Source organism: Phocaeicola plebeius DSM 17135, assembly GCF_000187895.1.
GTDB classification, from domain to species: domain Bacteria; phylum Bacteroidota; class Bacteroidia; order Bacteroidales; family Bacteroidaceae; genus Phocaeicola; species Phocaeicola plebeius.
Genome location: NZ_DS990122.1, coordinates 20,272 through 37,986 on the forward strand (window position 1 = coordinate 20,272; position 17,715 = coordinate 37,986).

16 protein-coding genes and 1 riboswitch are annotated in these 17,715 nt (G+C 43.9%); of the genes, 9 read left to right on the forward strand and 7 right to left on the reverse strand.

All coding sequences use genetic code 11. From position 1 onward, the window contains the following. Positions 1-87: 87 nt before the first annotated feature. The 4 genes from priA to BACPLE_RS04185 are packed head-to-tail and all read left to right on the forward strand — an operon-like array spanning position 88 to position 5,012. Complete coding sequence (gene priA, locus BACPLE_RS04170; RefSeq protein WP_007559234.1) at positions 88-2,550, forward strand: replication restart helicase PriA; 2,463 nt, start codon at positions 88-90, stop codon at positions 2,548-2,550. A gap of 11 nt (positions 2,551-2,561) precedes the next feature. Next, positions 2,562-3,278, forward strand: a complete 717-nt coding sequence (locus BACPLE_RS04175) for a phosphatase (RefSeq protein WP_007559236.1) — start codon at positions 2,562-2,564, stop codon at positions 3,276-3,278. After that, positions 3,275-3,757 (forward strand): low molecular weight protein-tyrosine-phosphatase, encoded by a 483-nt coding sequence (locus BACPLE_RS04180; protein ID WP_007559238.1) that lies wholly within the window; start codon positions 3,275-3,277, stop codon positions 3,755-3,757. Before BACPLE_RS04175 ends, BACPLE_RS04180 begins: the two co-directional genes overlap by 4 nt. Positions 3,758-3,785: 28 nt before the next feature. Beyond that, positions 3,786-5,012 carry an anaerobic sulfatase-maturation protein gene (locus tag BACPLE_RS04185; RefSeq protein WP_007559240.1) on the forward strand — a complete coding sequence of 409 codons (1,227 nt, stop codon included), beginning with the start codon at positions 3,786-3,788 and terminating at the stop codon, positions 5,010-5,012. Between the two features lie 41 nt (positions 5,013-5,053). Here BACPLE_RS04185 and trxA read toward each other — a convergent pair whose 3' ends face one another. Both trxA and BACPLE_RS04195 read right to left on the reverse strand, forming a co-directional pair. Further along, a complete protein-coding gene (gene trxA / locus BACPLE_RS04190; protein ID WP_007559242.1) occupies positions 5,054-5,419 on the reverse strand; it encodes a thioredoxin in 366 nt (121 codons plus the stop codon). A 20-nt stretch (positions 5,420-5,439) separates the two neighbouring features. Next, complete coding sequence (locus tag BACPLE_RS04195) at positions 5,440-5,685, reverse strand: hypothetical protein (RefSeq protein ID WP_007559244.1); 246 nt, start codon at positions 5,683-5,685, stop codon at positions 5,440-5,442. Between the two features lie 102 nt (positions 5,686-5,787). Between BACPLE_RS04195 and BACPLE_RS04200 the strand changes: the two genes are divergently transcribed. Then, entirely contained in the window at positions 5,788-6,732 is a 945-nt protein-coding gene (locus BACPLE_RS04200) for a LysR substrate-binding domain-containing protein (protein ID WP_007559246.1), read from the forward strand. Between the two features lie 74 nt (positions 6,733-6,806). Here BACPLE_RS04200 and BACPLE_RS04205 read toward each other — a convergent pair whose 3' ends face one another. The 5 genes from BACPLE_RS04205 to BACPLE_RS04225 are packed head-to-tail and all read right to left on the reverse strand — an operon-like array spanning position 6,807 to position 13,894. Further along, a complete protein-coding gene (locus BACPLE_RS04205; RefSeq protein WP_007559248.1) occupies positions 6,807-8,114 on the reverse strand; it encodes a DUF5074 domain-containing protein in 1,308 nt (435 codons plus the stop codon). A gap of 20 nt (positions 8,115-8,134) precedes the next feature. Further along, positions 8,135-9,610 carry a DUF5074 domain-containing protein gene (locus BACPLE_RS04210; RefSeq protein ID WP_007559249.1) on the reverse strand — a complete coding sequence of 492 codons (1,476 nt, stop codon included), beginning with the start codon at positions 9,608-9,610 and terminating at the stop codon, positions 8,135-8,137. Between the two features lie 27 nt (positions 9,611-9,637). Next, positions 9,638-10,684 (reverse strand): hypothetical protein, encoded by a 1,047-nt coding sequence (locus BACPLE_RS04215; protein WP_007559250.1) that lies wholly within the window; start codon positions 10,682-10,684, stop codon positions 9,638-9,640. Positions 10,685-10,727: 43 nt separating this feature from the next. Further along, positions 10,728-11,879 (reverse strand): YncE family protein, encoded by a 1,152-nt coding sequence (locus tag BACPLE_RS04220; RefSeq protein WP_040312414.1) that lies wholly within the window; start codon positions 11,877-11,879, stop codon positions 10,728-10,730. A gap of 5 nt (positions 11,880-11,884) precedes the next feature. Beyond that, the gene (locus BACPLE_RS04225; RefSeq protein ID WP_007559254.1) at positions 11,885-13,894 is read right to left on the reverse strand and encodes a TonB-dependent receptor; all 2,010 of its coding nucleotides are present in this window, start codon (positions 13,892-13,894) and stop codon (positions 11,885-11,887) included. 56 nt (positions 13,895-13,950) lie between these two features. Continuing rightward, positions 13,951-14,152, reverse strand: a riboswitch (cobalamin riboswitch). An 832-nt stretch (positions 14,153-14,984) separates the two neighbouring features. Here BACPLE_RS04225 and BACPLE_RS04235 point away from each other — a divergent pair. From BACPLE_RS04235 to BACPLE_RS18535, 4 genes are all read left to right on the forward strand, one after another. Beyond that, entirely contained in the window at positions 14,985-15,170 is a 186-nt protein-coding gene (locus tag BACPLE_RS04235; protein ID WP_007559259.1) for a hypothetical protein, read from the forward strand. Positions 15,171-15,215: 45 nt separating this feature from the next. After that, positions 15,216-16,784 (forward strand): hypothetical protein, encoded by a 1,569-nt coding sequence (locus tag BACPLE_RS04240; RefSeq protein WP_007559261.1) that lies wholly within the window; start codon positions 15,216-15,218, stop codon positions 16,782-16,784. A gap of 113 nt (positions 16,785-16,897) precedes the next feature. Next, the gene (locus BACPLE_RS04245) at positions 16,898-17,182 is read left to right on the forward strand and encodes a PqqD family protein (protein ID WP_007559263.1); all 285 of its coding nucleotides are present in this window, start codon (positions 16,898-16,900) and stop codon (positions 17,180-17,182) included. Between the two features lie 41 nt (positions 17,183-17,223). Continuing rightward, entirely contained in the window at positions 17,224-17,691 is a 468-nt protein-coding gene (locus tag BACPLE_RS18535; RefSeq protein WP_007559265.1) for a S24 family peptidase, read from the forward strand. Positions 17,692-17,715: the final 24 nt, after the last annotated feature.

Here is a 17,715-nt window from a genome sequence, read left to right on the forward strand (position 1 = left end):
AATTAAAGATTAAAAACAGCAGGTACAAATCTATAAAAGTTTCAGGAGGGAACCAGCTATGTGAGGGGCTTTTTGTAACTTTGCAATATGAAAAAATTCGTGGATGTCATAGTACCCCTGCCTATTGCCAGCCAGTACACGTATTCGCTTCCGGAAGGTATGGAAGCCAGCATACAGCCTGGCTGCCGGGTCATCGTGCCATTCGGCCCTAAAAAGTTTTATACGGCCATTGTTACCAAGGTACACGAAACGGCCCCAGAGGCGTATGAAACCAAAGACATCTCGGAAGTGCTCGACTCACGCCCGGTTTTGTTAGGACAGCAGTTTTCTTTCTGGAAATGGCTGGCCGACTATTACCTCTGCACGTTGGGAGACGTGTACAAAGCAGCCCTTCCTTCGGGTATGAAACTGGAAAGCGAAACATTAGTGGAATACAATCCGGACTTTGTGGCTTCGGAACCACTCCCTCCTCGGGAACAGCGAATTCTGGACTTGCTCAGTGCCGACCCGGAGCAATGCGTCACCCAACTGGAAAAGGCCAGCGGCATGAAGAATTTGTTGCCGGTCATCAAATCGCTGCTGGAGAAAGAGGCCATCTGCATCAAAGAAGAAATCAAGCGAAGCTACAAACCACGCACAGAAGTACGGGTACGACTGACAGAAGCATTGCAGAACGAACATCACCTGCACATTCAGTTTGATTTACTGGCACGGGCCCCCAAGCAGCAGGCCATTCTGATGAAATACCTTGAATTGTCGGGATGGAACTCCGAAGGGAAAAATATCCGGGAAGTCAGCAAGAAGGAGTTGCTCGATGCTTCCGGACAGACGCAATCCGTCTTCAAGAACTTAGTAGACAAACAGATACTGGAGACGTACCTGCATGAGATTGGCCGACTTACGGGAAACCACGCCGAGACGGTTCCACTACACACCCTGAGCCCCGCACAGCAACGGGCGTTTTATGAAATCCTGACTTCCTTCCAGACCAAGAACGTATGCCTACTCCATGGCGTAACGGCCAGCGGAAAGACAGAAATCTATATCCATCTGATAGAAGAAGTGCTGAAAGCCGGAAAGCAGGTACTTTACCTTCTTCCGGAAATTGCCCTGACAACCCAGATTACCGAACGGTTACGACGGGTATTCGGCAAACGCTTAGGAGTATATCACTCTAAGTTTCCGGATGCAGAACGGGTGGAAATCTGGCAAAAGCAACTGACCGAGCAAGGTTATGACGTAATATTGGGAGTCCGTTCCTCGGTATTCCTTCCGTTCCGGCGACTGGGACTGGTCATCGTGGACGAGGAACATGAAACGAGCTACAAGCAGCAGGACCCTGCCCCACGCTATCATGCACGGAATGCCGCCATCATGCTGGCTTCCATGTACGGTGCCAAAACCCTGTTAGGTACGGCCACGCCCAGCCTGGAGAGTTATTACCACGCCCGCAACGGGAAATACGGTCTGGTAGAACTGACCGAACGCCATCAGCAGATTCAGTTGCCACACATTGAGTTAGTGGACATCAAGGAACTGGCCCGTAAGAAACGGATGACGGCACAGTTCTCTCCGCTTTTGTTACAGAAAATACGGGAAGCTTTGGAGCAGAAAGAACAAGTCATCTTGTTCCAAAACCGACGGGGTTTTGCCCCGATGATTGAATGCCGCACCTGCGGATGGGTACCACGTTGCAAAAACTGCGACGTAAGTCTGACCTATCACAAGGGACTTCACCAGCTGACGTGTCACTATTGCGGCTATACCTACGCCGTGCCTACAGTCTGCCCGGCTTGTGGAGGAGTGGAACTTATGAACCGCGGATTTGGCACGGAAAAGATTGAAGACGACATCAAGCAGATTTTTCCGGAAGCCAAAGTGGCCCGAATGGATCTGGATACCACCCGCACCCGCACGGCCTACGAGCGTATCATCAACGACTTTGAAGAGGGGAAAACGGATATTCTGATTGGCACGCAGATGATTTCCAAAGGACTGGACTTCGACCGGGTAAGTGTGGTCGGTATTCTGAACGCCGATTCGATGATGAATTATCCCGATTTCCGATCGTACGAACGGGCGTTCCAGCTCATGGCACAGGTAGCCGGAAGAGCCGGACGAAAGAACAAGCAGGGACTGGTGGTGCTTCAGACGAAGTCGCCGGAAAATCCGCTTATTCATCAGATTATGGCCAACGATTACACCCGTTTGTATCAGGAACAGATGGAAGAACGCAGCCTGTTCAAATACCCTCCCTTCTACCGGCTGATTTATGTATATTTGAAGCACCGTAAGGAGGACATCCTGAATCAGGCAGCCGACCTGATGGCCGCTCACCTGCGACAAGGCATGGGCGAACGGATATTAGGTCCGGACAAACCACCCGTAGCACGGATACAATCGCTTTTCATCCGGAAGATTGTTATCAAGATAGAGCAGGAAGCTTCCATGAGCAAGGTACGCCGCTACCTGACGCAGGTACAACGCACCCTCATAGAGGATGAGCGTTTCCGCTCACTGATGGTATATTATGATGTAGACCCTACCTAAACCCTATACACATGAAGATAGAATTAGATGTACATACGCACACCATTGCCAGCGGACATGCTTTCAGCAGTCTGCAGGAAATGGCACGGGCAGCCGCCGACAAAGGCCTGAAGTTGCTCGGTATCACGGAACATACACCGGGAATTCCCGGAAGCTGTCACCTGATTTACTTTCGCAACCTGCACGTGGTACCGCGGCAGATGTACGGCATCGAGCTCCTGCTTGGGGCGGAAATCAATATCCTCGACACACAAGGTACACTCGACCTGGATGAATTCCACATGAACTTGCTGGATTTGCGAATCGCAGGTATTCATTCCTTGTGCTATACGCCGGGAACTCCCGAAGAAAATACGCAAGGAATGATTAAGGCCATTGAGAATCCTTACACGCACATCATCAGCCATCCGGGGGATGGTACGGCCAAGTTGCTTTTTGAACCGATTGTGCAGGCCGCAAAAGCCCATCACACCTTGCTGGAAATCAACAACAGTTCCTTGAAGCCTTGCCGCAACAAAGTAGAGGCAAGGCCCAACAACTTAGAAATACTCCGTCTCTGCAAGCAATATGAGGTGCCCGTCATCCTGGGAAGTGATGCACATATCTCATTCGACATTGCGACCTACGACCATGCCTTAGAGCTGGTCAAGGAAACCGAGTTTCCCGAAAGCCTCATCCTGAATACGGATGTAGCACGTTTTAAACAGTATTTACACCTTGATAAATGATGAAACAAAGAATATTATTCGTCTGTCTTGGCAACATCTGCCGCTCCTCCTCTGCCGAAGAAATCATGCGTACGCTGGTGCGCCGGGCAGGAAGAGAAAAAGAGTTTGAAATTGATTCCGCAGGCATCAGCGGTTTTCACGAAGGAGAACTGCCCGATGAACGTATGCGGGCTCACGCCAGCCGCAGAGGCTACCAGCTGACCCACCGCTCGCGTCCGGTACGCACGGAAGATTTCTATCACTTCGACTGGATTTTAGGTATGGACGACCGCAACATCGATGCCCTGCGCGACAAAGCGCCGGACGTGGAAAGTGAACAGAAGATTCACCGCATGACCGATTTCTGCCGTACCAAGGTAATTGACTATGTGCCTGACCCCTATTATGGAGGCGCTCAAGGCTTCGAGAATGTGCTCGACATACTGGAAGATGCCTGCGAAGGACTATTAGCACATCTTTCCGAAAAAAACGAAAAATAACTTGAATACTTACTTAAACCACGATACCATGAATCAAACCATTGCGCCTTTTGCCCGTCCGCTATATGTAATGACAAAACCCGTAGGGGCAGTCTGCAACTTAGCTTGCGACTATTGTTACTACCTGGAAAAGGCCAACTTATATAAAAACATCTCCAAGCACGTAATGAGCGACGAACTGCTGGAGAAATTTATCCGCGAATACATCGGCTCACAGACCATGCCGCAGGTGCTCTTTACCTGGCACGGCGGAGAGACTCTGATGCGTCCGCTCAGCTTCTACAAGCGAGTAATGGAACTGCAACAGAAATATGCCGGAGGACGTACCATCGACAACTGTATCCAGACCAACGGTACCTTGCTGACGGATGAGTGGTGCGAATTCTTCAAAAAGAATAACTGGCTGGTAGGCGTGTCCATCGACGGGCCACAGGAGTTCCATGATGAATACCGCAAGAACCGTCAGGGACGCCCATCATTCACCAAGGTAATGCAAGGCATTCACTTGCTGAAGAAACACGGGGTAGAATGGAACGCCCTGGCCGTAGTGAATGACTTCAACGCAGACTATCCGCTGGACTTCTATCATTTCTTCAAGGAAATTGACTGCCACTACATCCAGTTTACACCAATTGTAGAGCGTATCAGTCCCCATGCTGACGGCCGTCATCTGGCCAGTCCGTTACAGAAAGACGAGAAATTAGCCGATTTCTCCGTATCACCGGAACAATGGGGCACCTTCCTCTGCACCTTGTTTGACGAATGGGTACGCCAGGATGTAGGCAATTTCTTCATCCAGTTGTTCGACTCCACCCTGGCCAACTGGGTAGGTGCGCAGCCGGGGGTCTGCACCATGGCCAAGACTTGCGGACATGCCGGCGTTATGGAATTCAACGGCGACGTATATTCCTGCGATCACTTTGTATTTCCGGAATACAAGCTAGGCAACATTCATGAAAAAACACTGGTGGAAATGATGTACAGCGAACGCCAGATGAAGTTCGGGCAAATGAAACAAGAATCCCTCCCCCGCCAGTGCAAGGAATGTGAATTCCTCTTTGCCTGCAACGGTGAATGCCCGAAAAACCGATTCTCCCGCACAGCCGATGGTGAACCTGGACTGAACTACCTGTGCAAGGGATATCATCAGTTCTTCCAGCACGTAGCCCCTTACATGGATTATATGAAAAAAGAACTACTGGCCGAACGTGCTCCAGCCAACATCATGGAAGCTATAAAAAAAGGAGAGCTGTAAGGCCCTCCTTTTTTTATAGCTGTCTGAATATATATCACACCTCAATCGTTTTTCAACAACACATTCTGAATCGCATCCTTCAGGTTTTTCTTAGGCAAGGCTCCCTGTGCCATCTGCGGAGTACCGTTCATCGGTACAAACAGCAGGGAAGGCACGCTGCGGATGCCAAACAAGGCTGCCAGTTCTTCTTCTTCGTCTACATTCACCTTATAGATGTCTACCTGTCCGGCATATTCATCGGCCAACTCATCCAATACCGGAGCCAACATCTTGCACGGACCACACCAGGTGGCATAGAAATCAATCAAGGCCGGACGCTCACCCAGAAATTTCCATTCGTTCGGATTTGCTTCATAGTTTGCTACTCTTGTCAAAAAATCTGCTTTGGTTAAATGTACTGCACTCATATTCTTCTGTTTTTAAATTTTTACTTACTTTCTTTTGTAGCCTGATAAGGTTTCACAAAATCCTTATACAACGCTTTGTTCCCGGACGAGGTGTCACATCCTCCTGCCGCACAGCAGGACCAGTTCACCATAGCCATCAGCATCAACAACCCACCTAATACTATCATCAGGGAGTCTGAGGCATAGATACCATAAGCGGCAAACATAGCTCCCGAAAGGAGGCGTATCACCCGGAGAACATCCCAATTACGAAATAATCTTTTCATTGTCAACACCTTTTTTGTTTGTTTCTGATGCAAATGTAGAGGGAAATACGCAGGAACACAACAGATTTTATTTATCTTTGTATTGATAAAATCTATTGAACCATGACGTTACAACAGATGGAATATATCGTGGCACTGGACAAGTACCGCCACTTTGTACTTGCAGCCGAGGCGTGTGGAGTAACACAACCTACCCTCAGTGCGATGATTCAAAAGCTGGAAGAAGAACTTGATGTCAAGATATTCAACCGCGACCGGAAAAATATCACCCCTACCCGCATCGGTGAAAAAATCATCCGTCAGGCACAGATTGTACTGAATGAAACCCAATGCATAAAGGAGGTAGTAGCCGACGAAACGGACAGCATGAACGGTAACCTGCGTATCGGTATTCTGCCCACCATTGCTCCCTACCTCGTACCCGACTTTATCCATCATTTCCGGAAAACCTACCCGCACGTAAGCCTGTTCATTGATGAGAAAGAAAACAAATCATTGCTACAGGAACTGCACTATGGCAACCTGGACATTATCCTGACCACCACGCCAGAAGACTTGAACGGCCTGTTAGAGATTCCGGTCTATACCGAGAAGTTCGTGGCCTACTTTTCTGAAGCATGCGACCAGGCCAAAAGCTGTATCGCCAACGGCACCCTCCCTCCTGAACAAATGTGGATACTGAAAGAAGGTCATTGTGTACCCAACGGCGGAATGAATTTCTGCAAGAACAAGGACATCGGCAATCACATCTACGAGGCCGGAAGCATCGAGACTCTCATAAAAATCGTGGACCGAAACGGTGGATATACCATCATCCCCGAACTTCATATTGCGTCACTAACCGAGAAACAGAAAGCCCATGTCCTGCCTCTTCAGGCAAACCCTCCGGCACAACGCCACGTATCTATTCTTATCAAAGAAGACTTTATCCGCGAAAGAATGGTCAATGCGGTTATAGATACTCTTAAATCTATCATTCCCGCTTCTATGTTAGAAAAACGGCTGTCTTCACATTCCGTCAAGCTAAGACATACCCAAAAACAATAAATCCATAAGCAAAACTGCAGACCCGAATTTCTTCAGAAGTCTGCAGTCCCATTTATAAAAAACCAAGAAAAGTGTTATTTATAGAACTCTCTCATAAAAAAGATACCCACCGGATAACAAGTCTGGTTCACCAGTTTTTTCACTAGTACCGGACTAGTTCCGCTGCAGTCATACACCAATAAATAGTTTTTATCCGGCGTTTCCATCTCGCTGTATGCATTCGAAACAGCTACATACACATATTGGGTGGAAGGATCAGCTACTACATTACAGTTCAAATGCGGAGCATCAGGTGCATCTTTAGACGCATCTATAAACACCTCACTTTTCCAGGTTTTCAACGAAAGCCGCCGCACCGTGGTACTCCCTGCTGCATAATACAAATAATCGCCAGCCAACGAAACACCTGAATTATTAAAAAACTCCGCGGAAATATCCTCTGAAATCTTTTTTTCCTTCACAATCTTCCATTCATCCAGGTTCACAAACAGCAAATAACTGTTCTTTTCACCTCCTCTGCCACAAGTAGCCAGCATAATTTCACGTTCTCCTGTCTGGCAAATCCCGCTAATGAACTGCCCTTTCAAATCGGGCAATACACGGCTAACCTTGTTCATTCCTTTTGATAATTCAATCAAGCGGGTAGATTCCCAAAATCCACCTCCAGCACAATACAAACAGTCGCCTACCCGTATAACTCCAGTAGTACTCGCCACATTTTCAATGGTATTTCCCTGATTTCCGAAATGATAAGCACCTTCCACGATATTTACTTCTCCAGTAGTGCTGTCAAAGCGAAACAAAGCCTGCCCTTCAGAAAAGAAAATATTTTGCTCATCAAGCACCGCTACGTTATCAAAAGGCGTATGCATAGGCATCCATTCTTCCGGATCAAGGCATCCCGGCGGACGCTTGAACTTCAAATCATCCATTCTGAATACCTTTTCACGCTTCAGTGTCACCGCATCTGCAATCACCAGAATACCGTCGGCCTCCTCTCCCTTGGGAGCATAAATGCCATTGCTAATAATATACAACTTCCCATTGTACATCCACAAGCCCTGTGCTTCGTTTCCAAAAGCCGTACCGTTCACGCCTCGATATACATGTTCTTCTACTGTACCATCAGGAGCCAGATAAGTGAGTGAACTGTTTTCCAGCCTTCGTGCTCCCTGGTTTAATATCATCACTCCTTCCGGACGAGCATAACCATCCAGGTATGTCACTTCCCCAGAGTTATCCGAACCGGAAGGATTTTCTTCCGTTCCGCCAGAAGGTGTTTCTGCAGGTGGTTGTTCCAGTTTATTTTCTTTCGAACAGGCTGTCAGCAAAACAACCCCCAACAATGCAATACACATTGCACGCAACAGATTCTTTCTCATTGTTTCATTCCTTTTAAAGATTAATTATTAGGTGCAAAGAAGAAGCCAGCCGGGAAATGAGTATAGTTCTCATATTTAGCCACCGGAGTATCCGTACTCGCTGAAAAATCAAAAGACCAGATCTGATTCTCTGTAAACTGCGCATAACCTTTAATGGTATTGATATACACATATCCAGTAACCGGATGTACCGCCATTCCATTGTACATCAAACCCGCGTGACTATCCATGGCATTAAGGTCACAAAGCTGTTCCTCGGCTTCCAGTCCTGAAGACGGAGCCAACTCTTCATTGGTATCAAACTTCATCCGATAAACCGTAGTATTATCCGCATAATACAATTCATTCCCTTTTGCGGCAAAAGCCACACCCGAAGAACCCACAGACGGCTTTATACTAATTTGACGTTGAATTGTTTTCCCTGTAGAAATATTAAAACGACTGACAGAAGATTTACCAGCCCCAAATCCCATTACCCAGAATTCGTCGTTATCTGCCGCCCTGATTCCCAGCGTTTCATTAATCTGAAGCTTAAGCGTATAAGGGAACTTTATCTTGCGTGCCTCATCTTTCTCAGGAGAGATTTCAAGAATTCCACCTATTAAACCAGGCTTATACGTATACACTTTTCCATTCATCACCACAAACTGACTCTTAGGAGCTTTTTCCGTTCCTGCCACAAACTTCATTTCCTTTGTCTGAAGATTCAAACGATAAATCCCTTTGTTATCACGGACATACACATGCGCCTCATCCAATACGGCTATATGCGTAGGCCAGTCAATACTAGGTAAATCATTCTTACTCAAAGCCATTTCCTTTTTCAATGTCTTGGCATTCATCACAATCAGCATACCGTCATTCTCAAACTTTGTACCGACCGGATTTTCATCTCCATTCTGAGTGATGACATAAATCTTGCCATTGCAAAAAGCCATATCTTGTGCAACGTTTCCAAGTTCCGTGCCATTCACTTTCTTATACGCGTCCCCTATCACATAGCCTTCGGGAGTAATGTAAGTAAGCGAGCCATTTTCAGTAGTCATGTTACCTTCGTTCAAGACAAAGACACCTTTAGAATCAGTAAATGAGTTCAAACAATAAAAATCGATTTCTTTCCGTACTTCTTTCCCATCTTCACCTACAGCTTTCAAGGTGATTCTGGCTTTTTGCACAGCTTCTGCACCTGCTTTCACCTCCACATTTCCAGCAGTTTCATCCACCTTAGCTGTCCATCCCTCAGGGGCATCTACTGCCTCAACCGACTTGACATGTTCCGCTGTATACTCCAACCGGAAAACAGAATCCGGAAGAAGCATCACCGGACTCACACTATCCAGTTCCGTTTTCAATTCAAAAGAAATCGATACAGGGGGAGCCGCAGGTTCCTCACCTGTAAAGTTATTTTCTTTACTACAACCACTGGCCAGCCATGTCATGGTAAGCAACACTACGGGCAAGGCATTCTTCACGCTAAAAAAGTCCTTTAGTTTCATGTTATTTTAGATTTTAATAAATATAGATTAGAGTTTTCGGTTCTCAAGTAAATGCAAGTCTTCTACCCCCATAAGTTCCGTGGAACACTCTCCAAGCCAGCCGTTCACCTGGTTTACTCCTGTATAGATTTTCACAAAATCCACTCCTGGAAGATGTACTGCCGCCCCATTCACATCGACCGCCCAATCAATGTCAATGGCTGCTCCTTCAGAATCATTCAGGGCATTATCGGCATAACCGTATGCAAAACTGAAAAGCACAAAATAAGGAGCCGCTTCCGTGCCACGATTGATGGCATTTTGTGGCAGACGTGTTCCTTTAAACGTCAGTTTATCTGATTGAATCCATTGCGGGAAGTACGGCTGACGGTGGTACTCATTTTTAGGAATATACCCTTCACCTCCTTTATTGTCTGTCCAGCGAATGTATTTTTCATCTTCTTCCGGTGTAGACGGTTCAGACTGAGGCTTATAATAAGTAATCTCATAATCAGCATAACAGTTCACATCGTTTCCTGCACACTCAGCCTCAACATACCAAGGTTCCCTGTAACCTTTTTGCTGTGCACTACCCTGAATCTCATACCACTCATCAGCATCTGGCTTTCCATTGCCATTCTTGTCGTAAGCCACTAAAATGATACCCGGTTCATAACTTCCTCCCTTTGTTGCTCCACTGACTGCCGCCGAGGAGTTACCATTGAAAGCATTGCCCAGCACTCGGAAATCCCTGCTGCCAGGCTTATTTTCAATAGTATGGTCGAAACCTACCACCACGTATCCTCCAAAACCACCGAGTGAAATCAATCCTCGCTTATTGTTTCCGATAAGCTGGAGCACTTTCTCATTCATTACTTCCTGCGTATCACCCTCTTCAAATTCCGGCAAAACATTGACAAACTGCCCGGGACAAGGCACAAATTCCAATACTTTCGTAATGTAAGGAGTAGCCAGAACTTCCGGCCCTTTACTTGCAGGCTCATCTATATCGTTGCTACACGATGACACTACCCCTCCACACAACAATACCGTTCCCAGAAAACGGCCTGCTTCATTCATTGTTCTTTTTTTCATACATTCCAATATTAGTATAGTCACAAGTTTATTTCAAGGTACCTCAATAAAAATCAACAGAGGTAAAGGCGAAATGGGCCGGAATATCACCGGCACGCACCTTCCATTGCATTCTACCTTCTGCAGAGAAACAATAGAGATAGCCGGGAGTCACATAGTCAGTGGCATCCGACACAAAAATTTCTTTGGTTTCAGAATTCACTCCCAGACCGTAAGGTATCTTTATCTCCTTTTCCGTTCCGTCCGTAATGAAACTGTGTGGCAGGATTTCTTTCTTCCGGGTATCATAGAGCGTATACCGGACTTCATTTTTCCCTGACACATAACTCCACTCCACACTTATCAGATACAAATAGTCACCATCCATGCACATTTCACTGGCAGCCACGCCCAAGTGTCCGACTACCTTCTGCGTCTCCGGATTGACCACAAACACATCCGATCCCGTACCGTAATAATCTCCTCGGGAACTGACATAAATAAGTCCATCGGGAGCCAATTCCATACGGTGCAGATTAATGGCCACATCAATAGTATTCACTACCTCAAATGTTCCCAGGTCTACGACCGATACCGTACGGTCATAATCAGGGAAACGATATCCGCCCGAATTGGCCACATACAGCAAACCATCCCTTATTACCATCTCTTCCGGCTGATAGCCCACCACTACTTCCCTCGTTATCTCCAAGGTATTCACATCAAACTCCACAATCTTACCCGGACGCGCATCGGGGTCAATCTGTACAGGACCGGCATACGAGCTAACATACGCTTTGTCGCCAGAAAACGCGATATACCGGCAATTCGTGATGTTCACACTACCGATATGCTGTGCCGTACGCACATCCATTACCTCTACGTAATGCGAACAATTGACTACTGCATACAGCCTGTTTCCATACACTTGTAAATCGTTTCCCACATCACCCAGTTCCTTCACTACCTCCGGATTTCGCTCCGGATAAATGTTACGAGTATAGAATCCGCTTCTGAAATCCAGAAAATCGATGCTGCATTTGTTACTGCCCATATTTCCCTCGTTCAGCACAAACATGCCTTTTATCTCATGCGGGCTACCCGGACGAGTGACGACCTCACTTTCCGAACGGAGCACGGGAAGATCTTCCCTACAAGCAGAAAAGGAAAAAAGAAGACAAACCACCAGCAAGGGCTTTTGAATGATTCTTTTCATAAGTTTTAAAAGGTATATTGAACTATGCATTTAAAATTAATTCCCGGCATGGGATAACAAGCCACGACCTCATATTGCTGATTGAACAGGTTATTCACTTCCAGGGTCGCCTTCAGTTCTCCAGGCCCCCAGTTCAGCCGATGAGACAGGGAGAAATCACTCGTGTACCACGGCTGCTGGTAGTTGACCGGAATGTTAGCCTGCGAAGTATATCGCTCACCGGTATAAATAAAGCTATAGTTAGCCTCCCATTTCTTCCAGTTAAGATTCATCACGGCCGAACCGCTATGCCACGGTATATACGGAATCTGACCACCATAAAATTCAGCCGACGGATCTGTAAAATCTTGCGCTTTCTGGTAAGTGTAATTCACCCGTGCCGTCAGCAACGTGTATTTTCCATATTGCCACACACTCTGCACGGCTGCATCCACTCCTCGAATTTCTACCTGACCGAGATTAACCATTGTCCACCTGAAAAAATTGGAAGTAGGTGTGGCTACAATTTTATTCTCTACCTCATTATAATATGCATCAACCTGTAGTTCCAGATGCCTTAACCAACAATCAGAAAAAGTTTTGCCATAAGTCAGTCCCACGTTGAACTGGTTTGTAAACTCCGGTTCCAACTCCACATTTCCAATGAAAGTATAATACAGATCATTCAGTGTTGGCATACGGAAAATCCGCTTGTAGAACGCCCGAAAATTCAAGTCCGTCTCGTCCCATGGCTTATAAGCACAGATCAAAGCCGGAGTCCATTCATCCCTACCCGGTGCTGCCTGTCCAGCCCCCTTGACGCGTTCTTGAACAAATGTACCCAACACACTTCCCTGCAACTTAAGGCCACCGATTTCAAGTGACGTAGCCACAGCTACCATCTCCGTATGCCGGCGGGGATAAGCAAAATCCGTCAAATCTGCATTCAACAGATTAAACTGATAATCTATCGAAAGACTTACATCCCAAAAAGGAGTCACAGCCCAGCGATTAGCCAGAGAAGCATACACTTCCTGCTGATAATAATGATTATTGGTGTACATGAGTGACTCATCTTTGTTCGGATCGGCCAGATAATGCAGATAATCATAGGCATATTTCACATTTGCCATCAGGCTATACCAGTCTGTCACATCCTTCTTGAAAGCCCCTTGAGTAAAGAAATTCGTATCCCACTGCCGGTCTTCATGTGAGAACTTATTGCGGACAATTGCCCCCGGATAGCCTCTCTCCGAATGATACAAGTAAGACTTTGCCCGCCAGTAGCCACGTGGTATCTTTCCGTAAAGTCCTCCCTCTAGCCGAAGCGCGTTCACATCGCCGTTCTGTCGGACCGCAGTCGTGTCATATCCATCTTGCTTACGATAAGAGAACTTGTATTTACCCGTGGTATACATATATTCTGCGCTCAGTGAAGCATTCACCTTCTCCGTCAGTTTCCGTTCCCACAGCAAGGAAGGATTCACCACCCCAAACGAACCCGTCTTAAAAGTAGCCTTGACATGCTGATTCTCCTTTTCCGAAAAAACAGGTACTCTGGACTGCAAATAAATGGAACCTGCCGACCCAAAATCTTTAGCCGGCTGAAAAATGGCACTCTTCTGCCCATTATATAAGGTGACCGACTCCATGTTGTCGAGAGAAAAACGTCCCAAATCGACCGTACCATTCTGTGCGTTGCCCAGCTCCACTCCGTCATAAAACACCCCTACATGGTTTGTGCCCATACTCCGGATGTTGACAGTCTTTAGTCCGCCTACACCGCCATAATCCTTTATCTGTAACCCCGAGAAATACCTCAGGGCATCTGCCACACTATGAGAAGACAATCTGCCGAGTTGCTCTCCCGCCAGTTGCTGCACAGGTATTACCTCCTTGGGCAAAGAACGTACCGTCACCACCACCTCGTCCAGGTGCTGCAAGCTGTCGAGCCTGCTCTGCGAATGTATGGCCACAGTATTCCCTAGCCAAAGAATACCCCCCAGTGTGACAGACAAAAACTTCTGTCCACACATAATTTTTTCCGTAGTAATTGAATTAAAATCGTTTCAACCGCCTAATCCCACGAGCACGGTTTACATGTATGATGGCAGGTCTTCTGACTTACTCCCCAGCTGGAGCCTTCCCGATAGTGTTCAGTCATCAGTGGCATGAGTCTTTTCCAGCAGGTTGAATGGAGCTTACAGCAGCGGGACTGTTCAGGATTTGCACCTGATTCCCTTTTAATCCGAAAGTCTGAACAGGCTTCCGAAACCATTCTGAGGGCAAAGGTAATACAATCAGACAAATTTCTTACACCACGATTAAAATATTTTTCATACCCCAAGAAGCTTTCTATATCTCCTGCCCAAGAAACATATAGTTTCCCATCGAAAAACATAGGTTTCTCAGACGGGAAACGTAAGTTTTCCAAAGAGGAAACATTAAAACTCGCTCCATAAACTAATATAAAATATTAAGGTTTATGAGATAAAAACATAAATCTTATCCTAAGCCATCAGGCATTCTATAAATACAGAAATATATTCCATATAAAAACATCAAAAAATATTCAATTAGAAAGTCCTTTCTATAGCAAAAAAACCATATCCTTGTCTATTTCTCCTTCAAAAAAGCCTTACCATTTATCTAATTACAAATTAATAATTGTATATTATCATAAAGTATTTGTCGATTTAATTTTCTCATATTTATAGAACGACAAATAAGAAAAATTTAGAAGAAAAACAGAATGAGAATTTCATAATTTTTACGCATATTCCCCATGACTTTATTAGCCTTTTAGATAGTTAAATTTCAAGGTAAGTTCAATTTTAAAAATATAGTTGATAAAGGTCAATAAAAACAGAATAAACATACTAAAACGCCCTTTAAAGGCAAACAAAAGGATATATTCACCCGTTCTATACAAGCAACTGATTTTATAACCTTGAAAGAAAATCTCATAATATAAGGCAAAAAACCTTGATATAGAATTCTGCAAAATCACTAATTTATTTTATTGTTTCCGACAAATAAACGGAGCTATTTTCAGTCTATCTTCGCAACATCGATATGGATTAAATATAATTAAATAGAATGTGTCACTAAAAGAAAATTACGACTATGAAAAAGGCAGAAACGACAAAAGAAAAAAGAGTTTATGAAGCACCATCTATGAGAGAAATTCCTGTACAATTATGTGATTGCATTGCAGGAAGTGCAATAGCTATTAAAGAAGGTACATCTCAGATTAAAGAGATACGTGAAGACAACGTAAACATTGTACTTGGAGGAAAAGGAAGACTCTGATAATAAAAATTAAGTATCTATAATCAATAAAAAAGTGAAAATAAAATGAAATTACAATGGCTTATAGTAGCATGCTGCGCAATATCTTTTGCGGCATGCAATAACGAAGATATTATGTCTGAACAACCTGGAACAGACAATACAGTACCAGATTATGTAAAAGATCTAGAATTCCATGATTTAATCACAATGGAAGCCAGTACAGAAGAAGGTACTTCTAATAGCCAGAACTCTAGCCAAGGTATTGGTAGCCGTGCCCCAGAAAATGTAACAGAAAATGGACGTCCTAAAGGAGTATATCCGTTGGATTATCTATATTTTGTAGTTACTAACCCAACAAAACAACCTACACAAGGAGGTTCAATTGCCGATTTGGAACCAGAACTGGCAAGTTGTACCCAGTTCGCAGTAAATGGTGAATTCTCCTTACAATTTGCAGAAGACCAAGGAAACATAAAAGATAAAAATGGAATTTATTCTGACCAAGGAAAAATTTGGATAAAGCTTCCTAATGGAAACTTTGTACCTGTTAATCTAAGTGTGACAAATAAAGACTTAGTAGGAAATGAACAGATTCCATTAAATAATTTAGCATTTGATTATATGGAAGCACCAAGAGGTTCTTCTATATATTATACATCATATGATGTAAATCTTCCAGAATTCACATCAGAAACTAAATCTAGCTGGTTAACTTATGACTTTTCCGATAACGAAACGGCTTATGACTTATGGCTTGACATGCGCGAAAGTTATAGCATAGGATTTACAGATCCTGTAAAAACTCCTAAAATGAATGTGGAATTTGGCGACAAACTATTTGTAGGAAATGAATTAATGGCTTTTGCAAAAGATGGTCAGATTTACGTTTATGAGGTAACAGCCAACGGAATTCATAGTGGTTATAACCTACAATATGCATTTAGTAGTGGAGATGAATTGCATAAAACTGAAATTAGCATGAAACGCCTAACTGCAACAGTAAATGCATCTTTCACATTTACAGGTGACTATGCAAAGAATGCTACTTCTCAAACATCTGTAGAAGAGTTGTTTGACGAATTAGAAGCATCTATAGGTTTTGATTTGGAGGGGATGGATTGTCCATATGCAACAATTGATGGATTATCTCTCTACTACAATCCAAACACAGGAGAAACATCTGAAAATGCAGGCCGCGTTTTATTATGGGATTATGACTCAGAAAATAAAGAGTGGAGAACGAGCTGTAACTGTAAACCTGCAAATGTATCCTACTCGTTAAATAATGGACAAGGTTCAGCTATCGGAGTAGGAATTTTAGGAAATGCACATGCTTTCGTATTCCCAACTAAAGATTTGAGTGGTTATGTATTATCATTCTGGGTAAACTTACCGGAAAAATACAATGCATGGATTCGTATCGATGCAGAATTTCCCAAAGACATGGGATTGGATCAAAATGCCAACACCCAGTTAGTAGCACTGGTTCCGTCAGAAGCTGGAAATTATGATGGCATTCAGGTAGATAGAGGTCTTAAAGAAGTATTGGAAGAAGCTGTCAAAAATCAGACTATTACACGCAGTAGCGCGAAAAAGATATATACAATGAAAGTTCCGGGTATCATTAAATAACATATCGGAAATAAAAAAGGAAAGTCCAATATATTTAAAATCGAATGTGAAATCTACTTTTCATTTTTGAAAGCCTTTCACATTCGATTTTTTATCGTAAAAATATAGAACATATGATGGAAATTACATACAAACTAAAATCTGGTTATCAAATACAAGATGTGGCCAATGAAAAAGTTCTGATGGTAGGCATGGGGAACCATATTAACCTATCAAAAATGATTATTTTAAATGAAACCGCAACTGTATTAATAGATTTATTAAGTAAAAAAGCTGTAACATTAAATCAACTAATAGAATGTTTGACATCACAATATAATGTCACAAGAGCTCAAGCCCAAGCAGATGTAGAACAATTATTGAACCAACTAGATGAATTAAGAGTATTACAAGATTAAATAATACGAGCAATCATTTAATTTTAGGATTCATTCATTTTATGGCGCAAGAAATATTGAAAGTATCAAACGAAATATTGATGAAGTATGTCTGTGACAATTTAGCAGTCGGAAAGTTTGTCACCATAAGGGTAAGAGGAAACAGCATGCTTCCTTTCTTGCGAGATAATAAAGATTGTGTAACCCTCAAGAAAGTGGAAGAAAACCATTGTTTTGCAAATGGTGATATCATTTTATTTCACTACAATGGTAAATATCTACTTCATCGCATCATTCATCAAGAAGGAGAAAAACTTTATGTACGTGGGGATAATCGATGGACAAAAGAATATGAGATTATCACAGCACAAGATGTAATAGGTCTTGTGCATTCGGTGAATAGAAACGGACATTATATAAAATGTGACAGACATTTATGGAAATGGTGCTCAAAAATTTGGATAATTTGTTTTACTTGCTTATCTCATTTACATCACAAATATAAACAAGGAATAACATTATTCAAATAATAACAAAAAAACAAATCAACACTT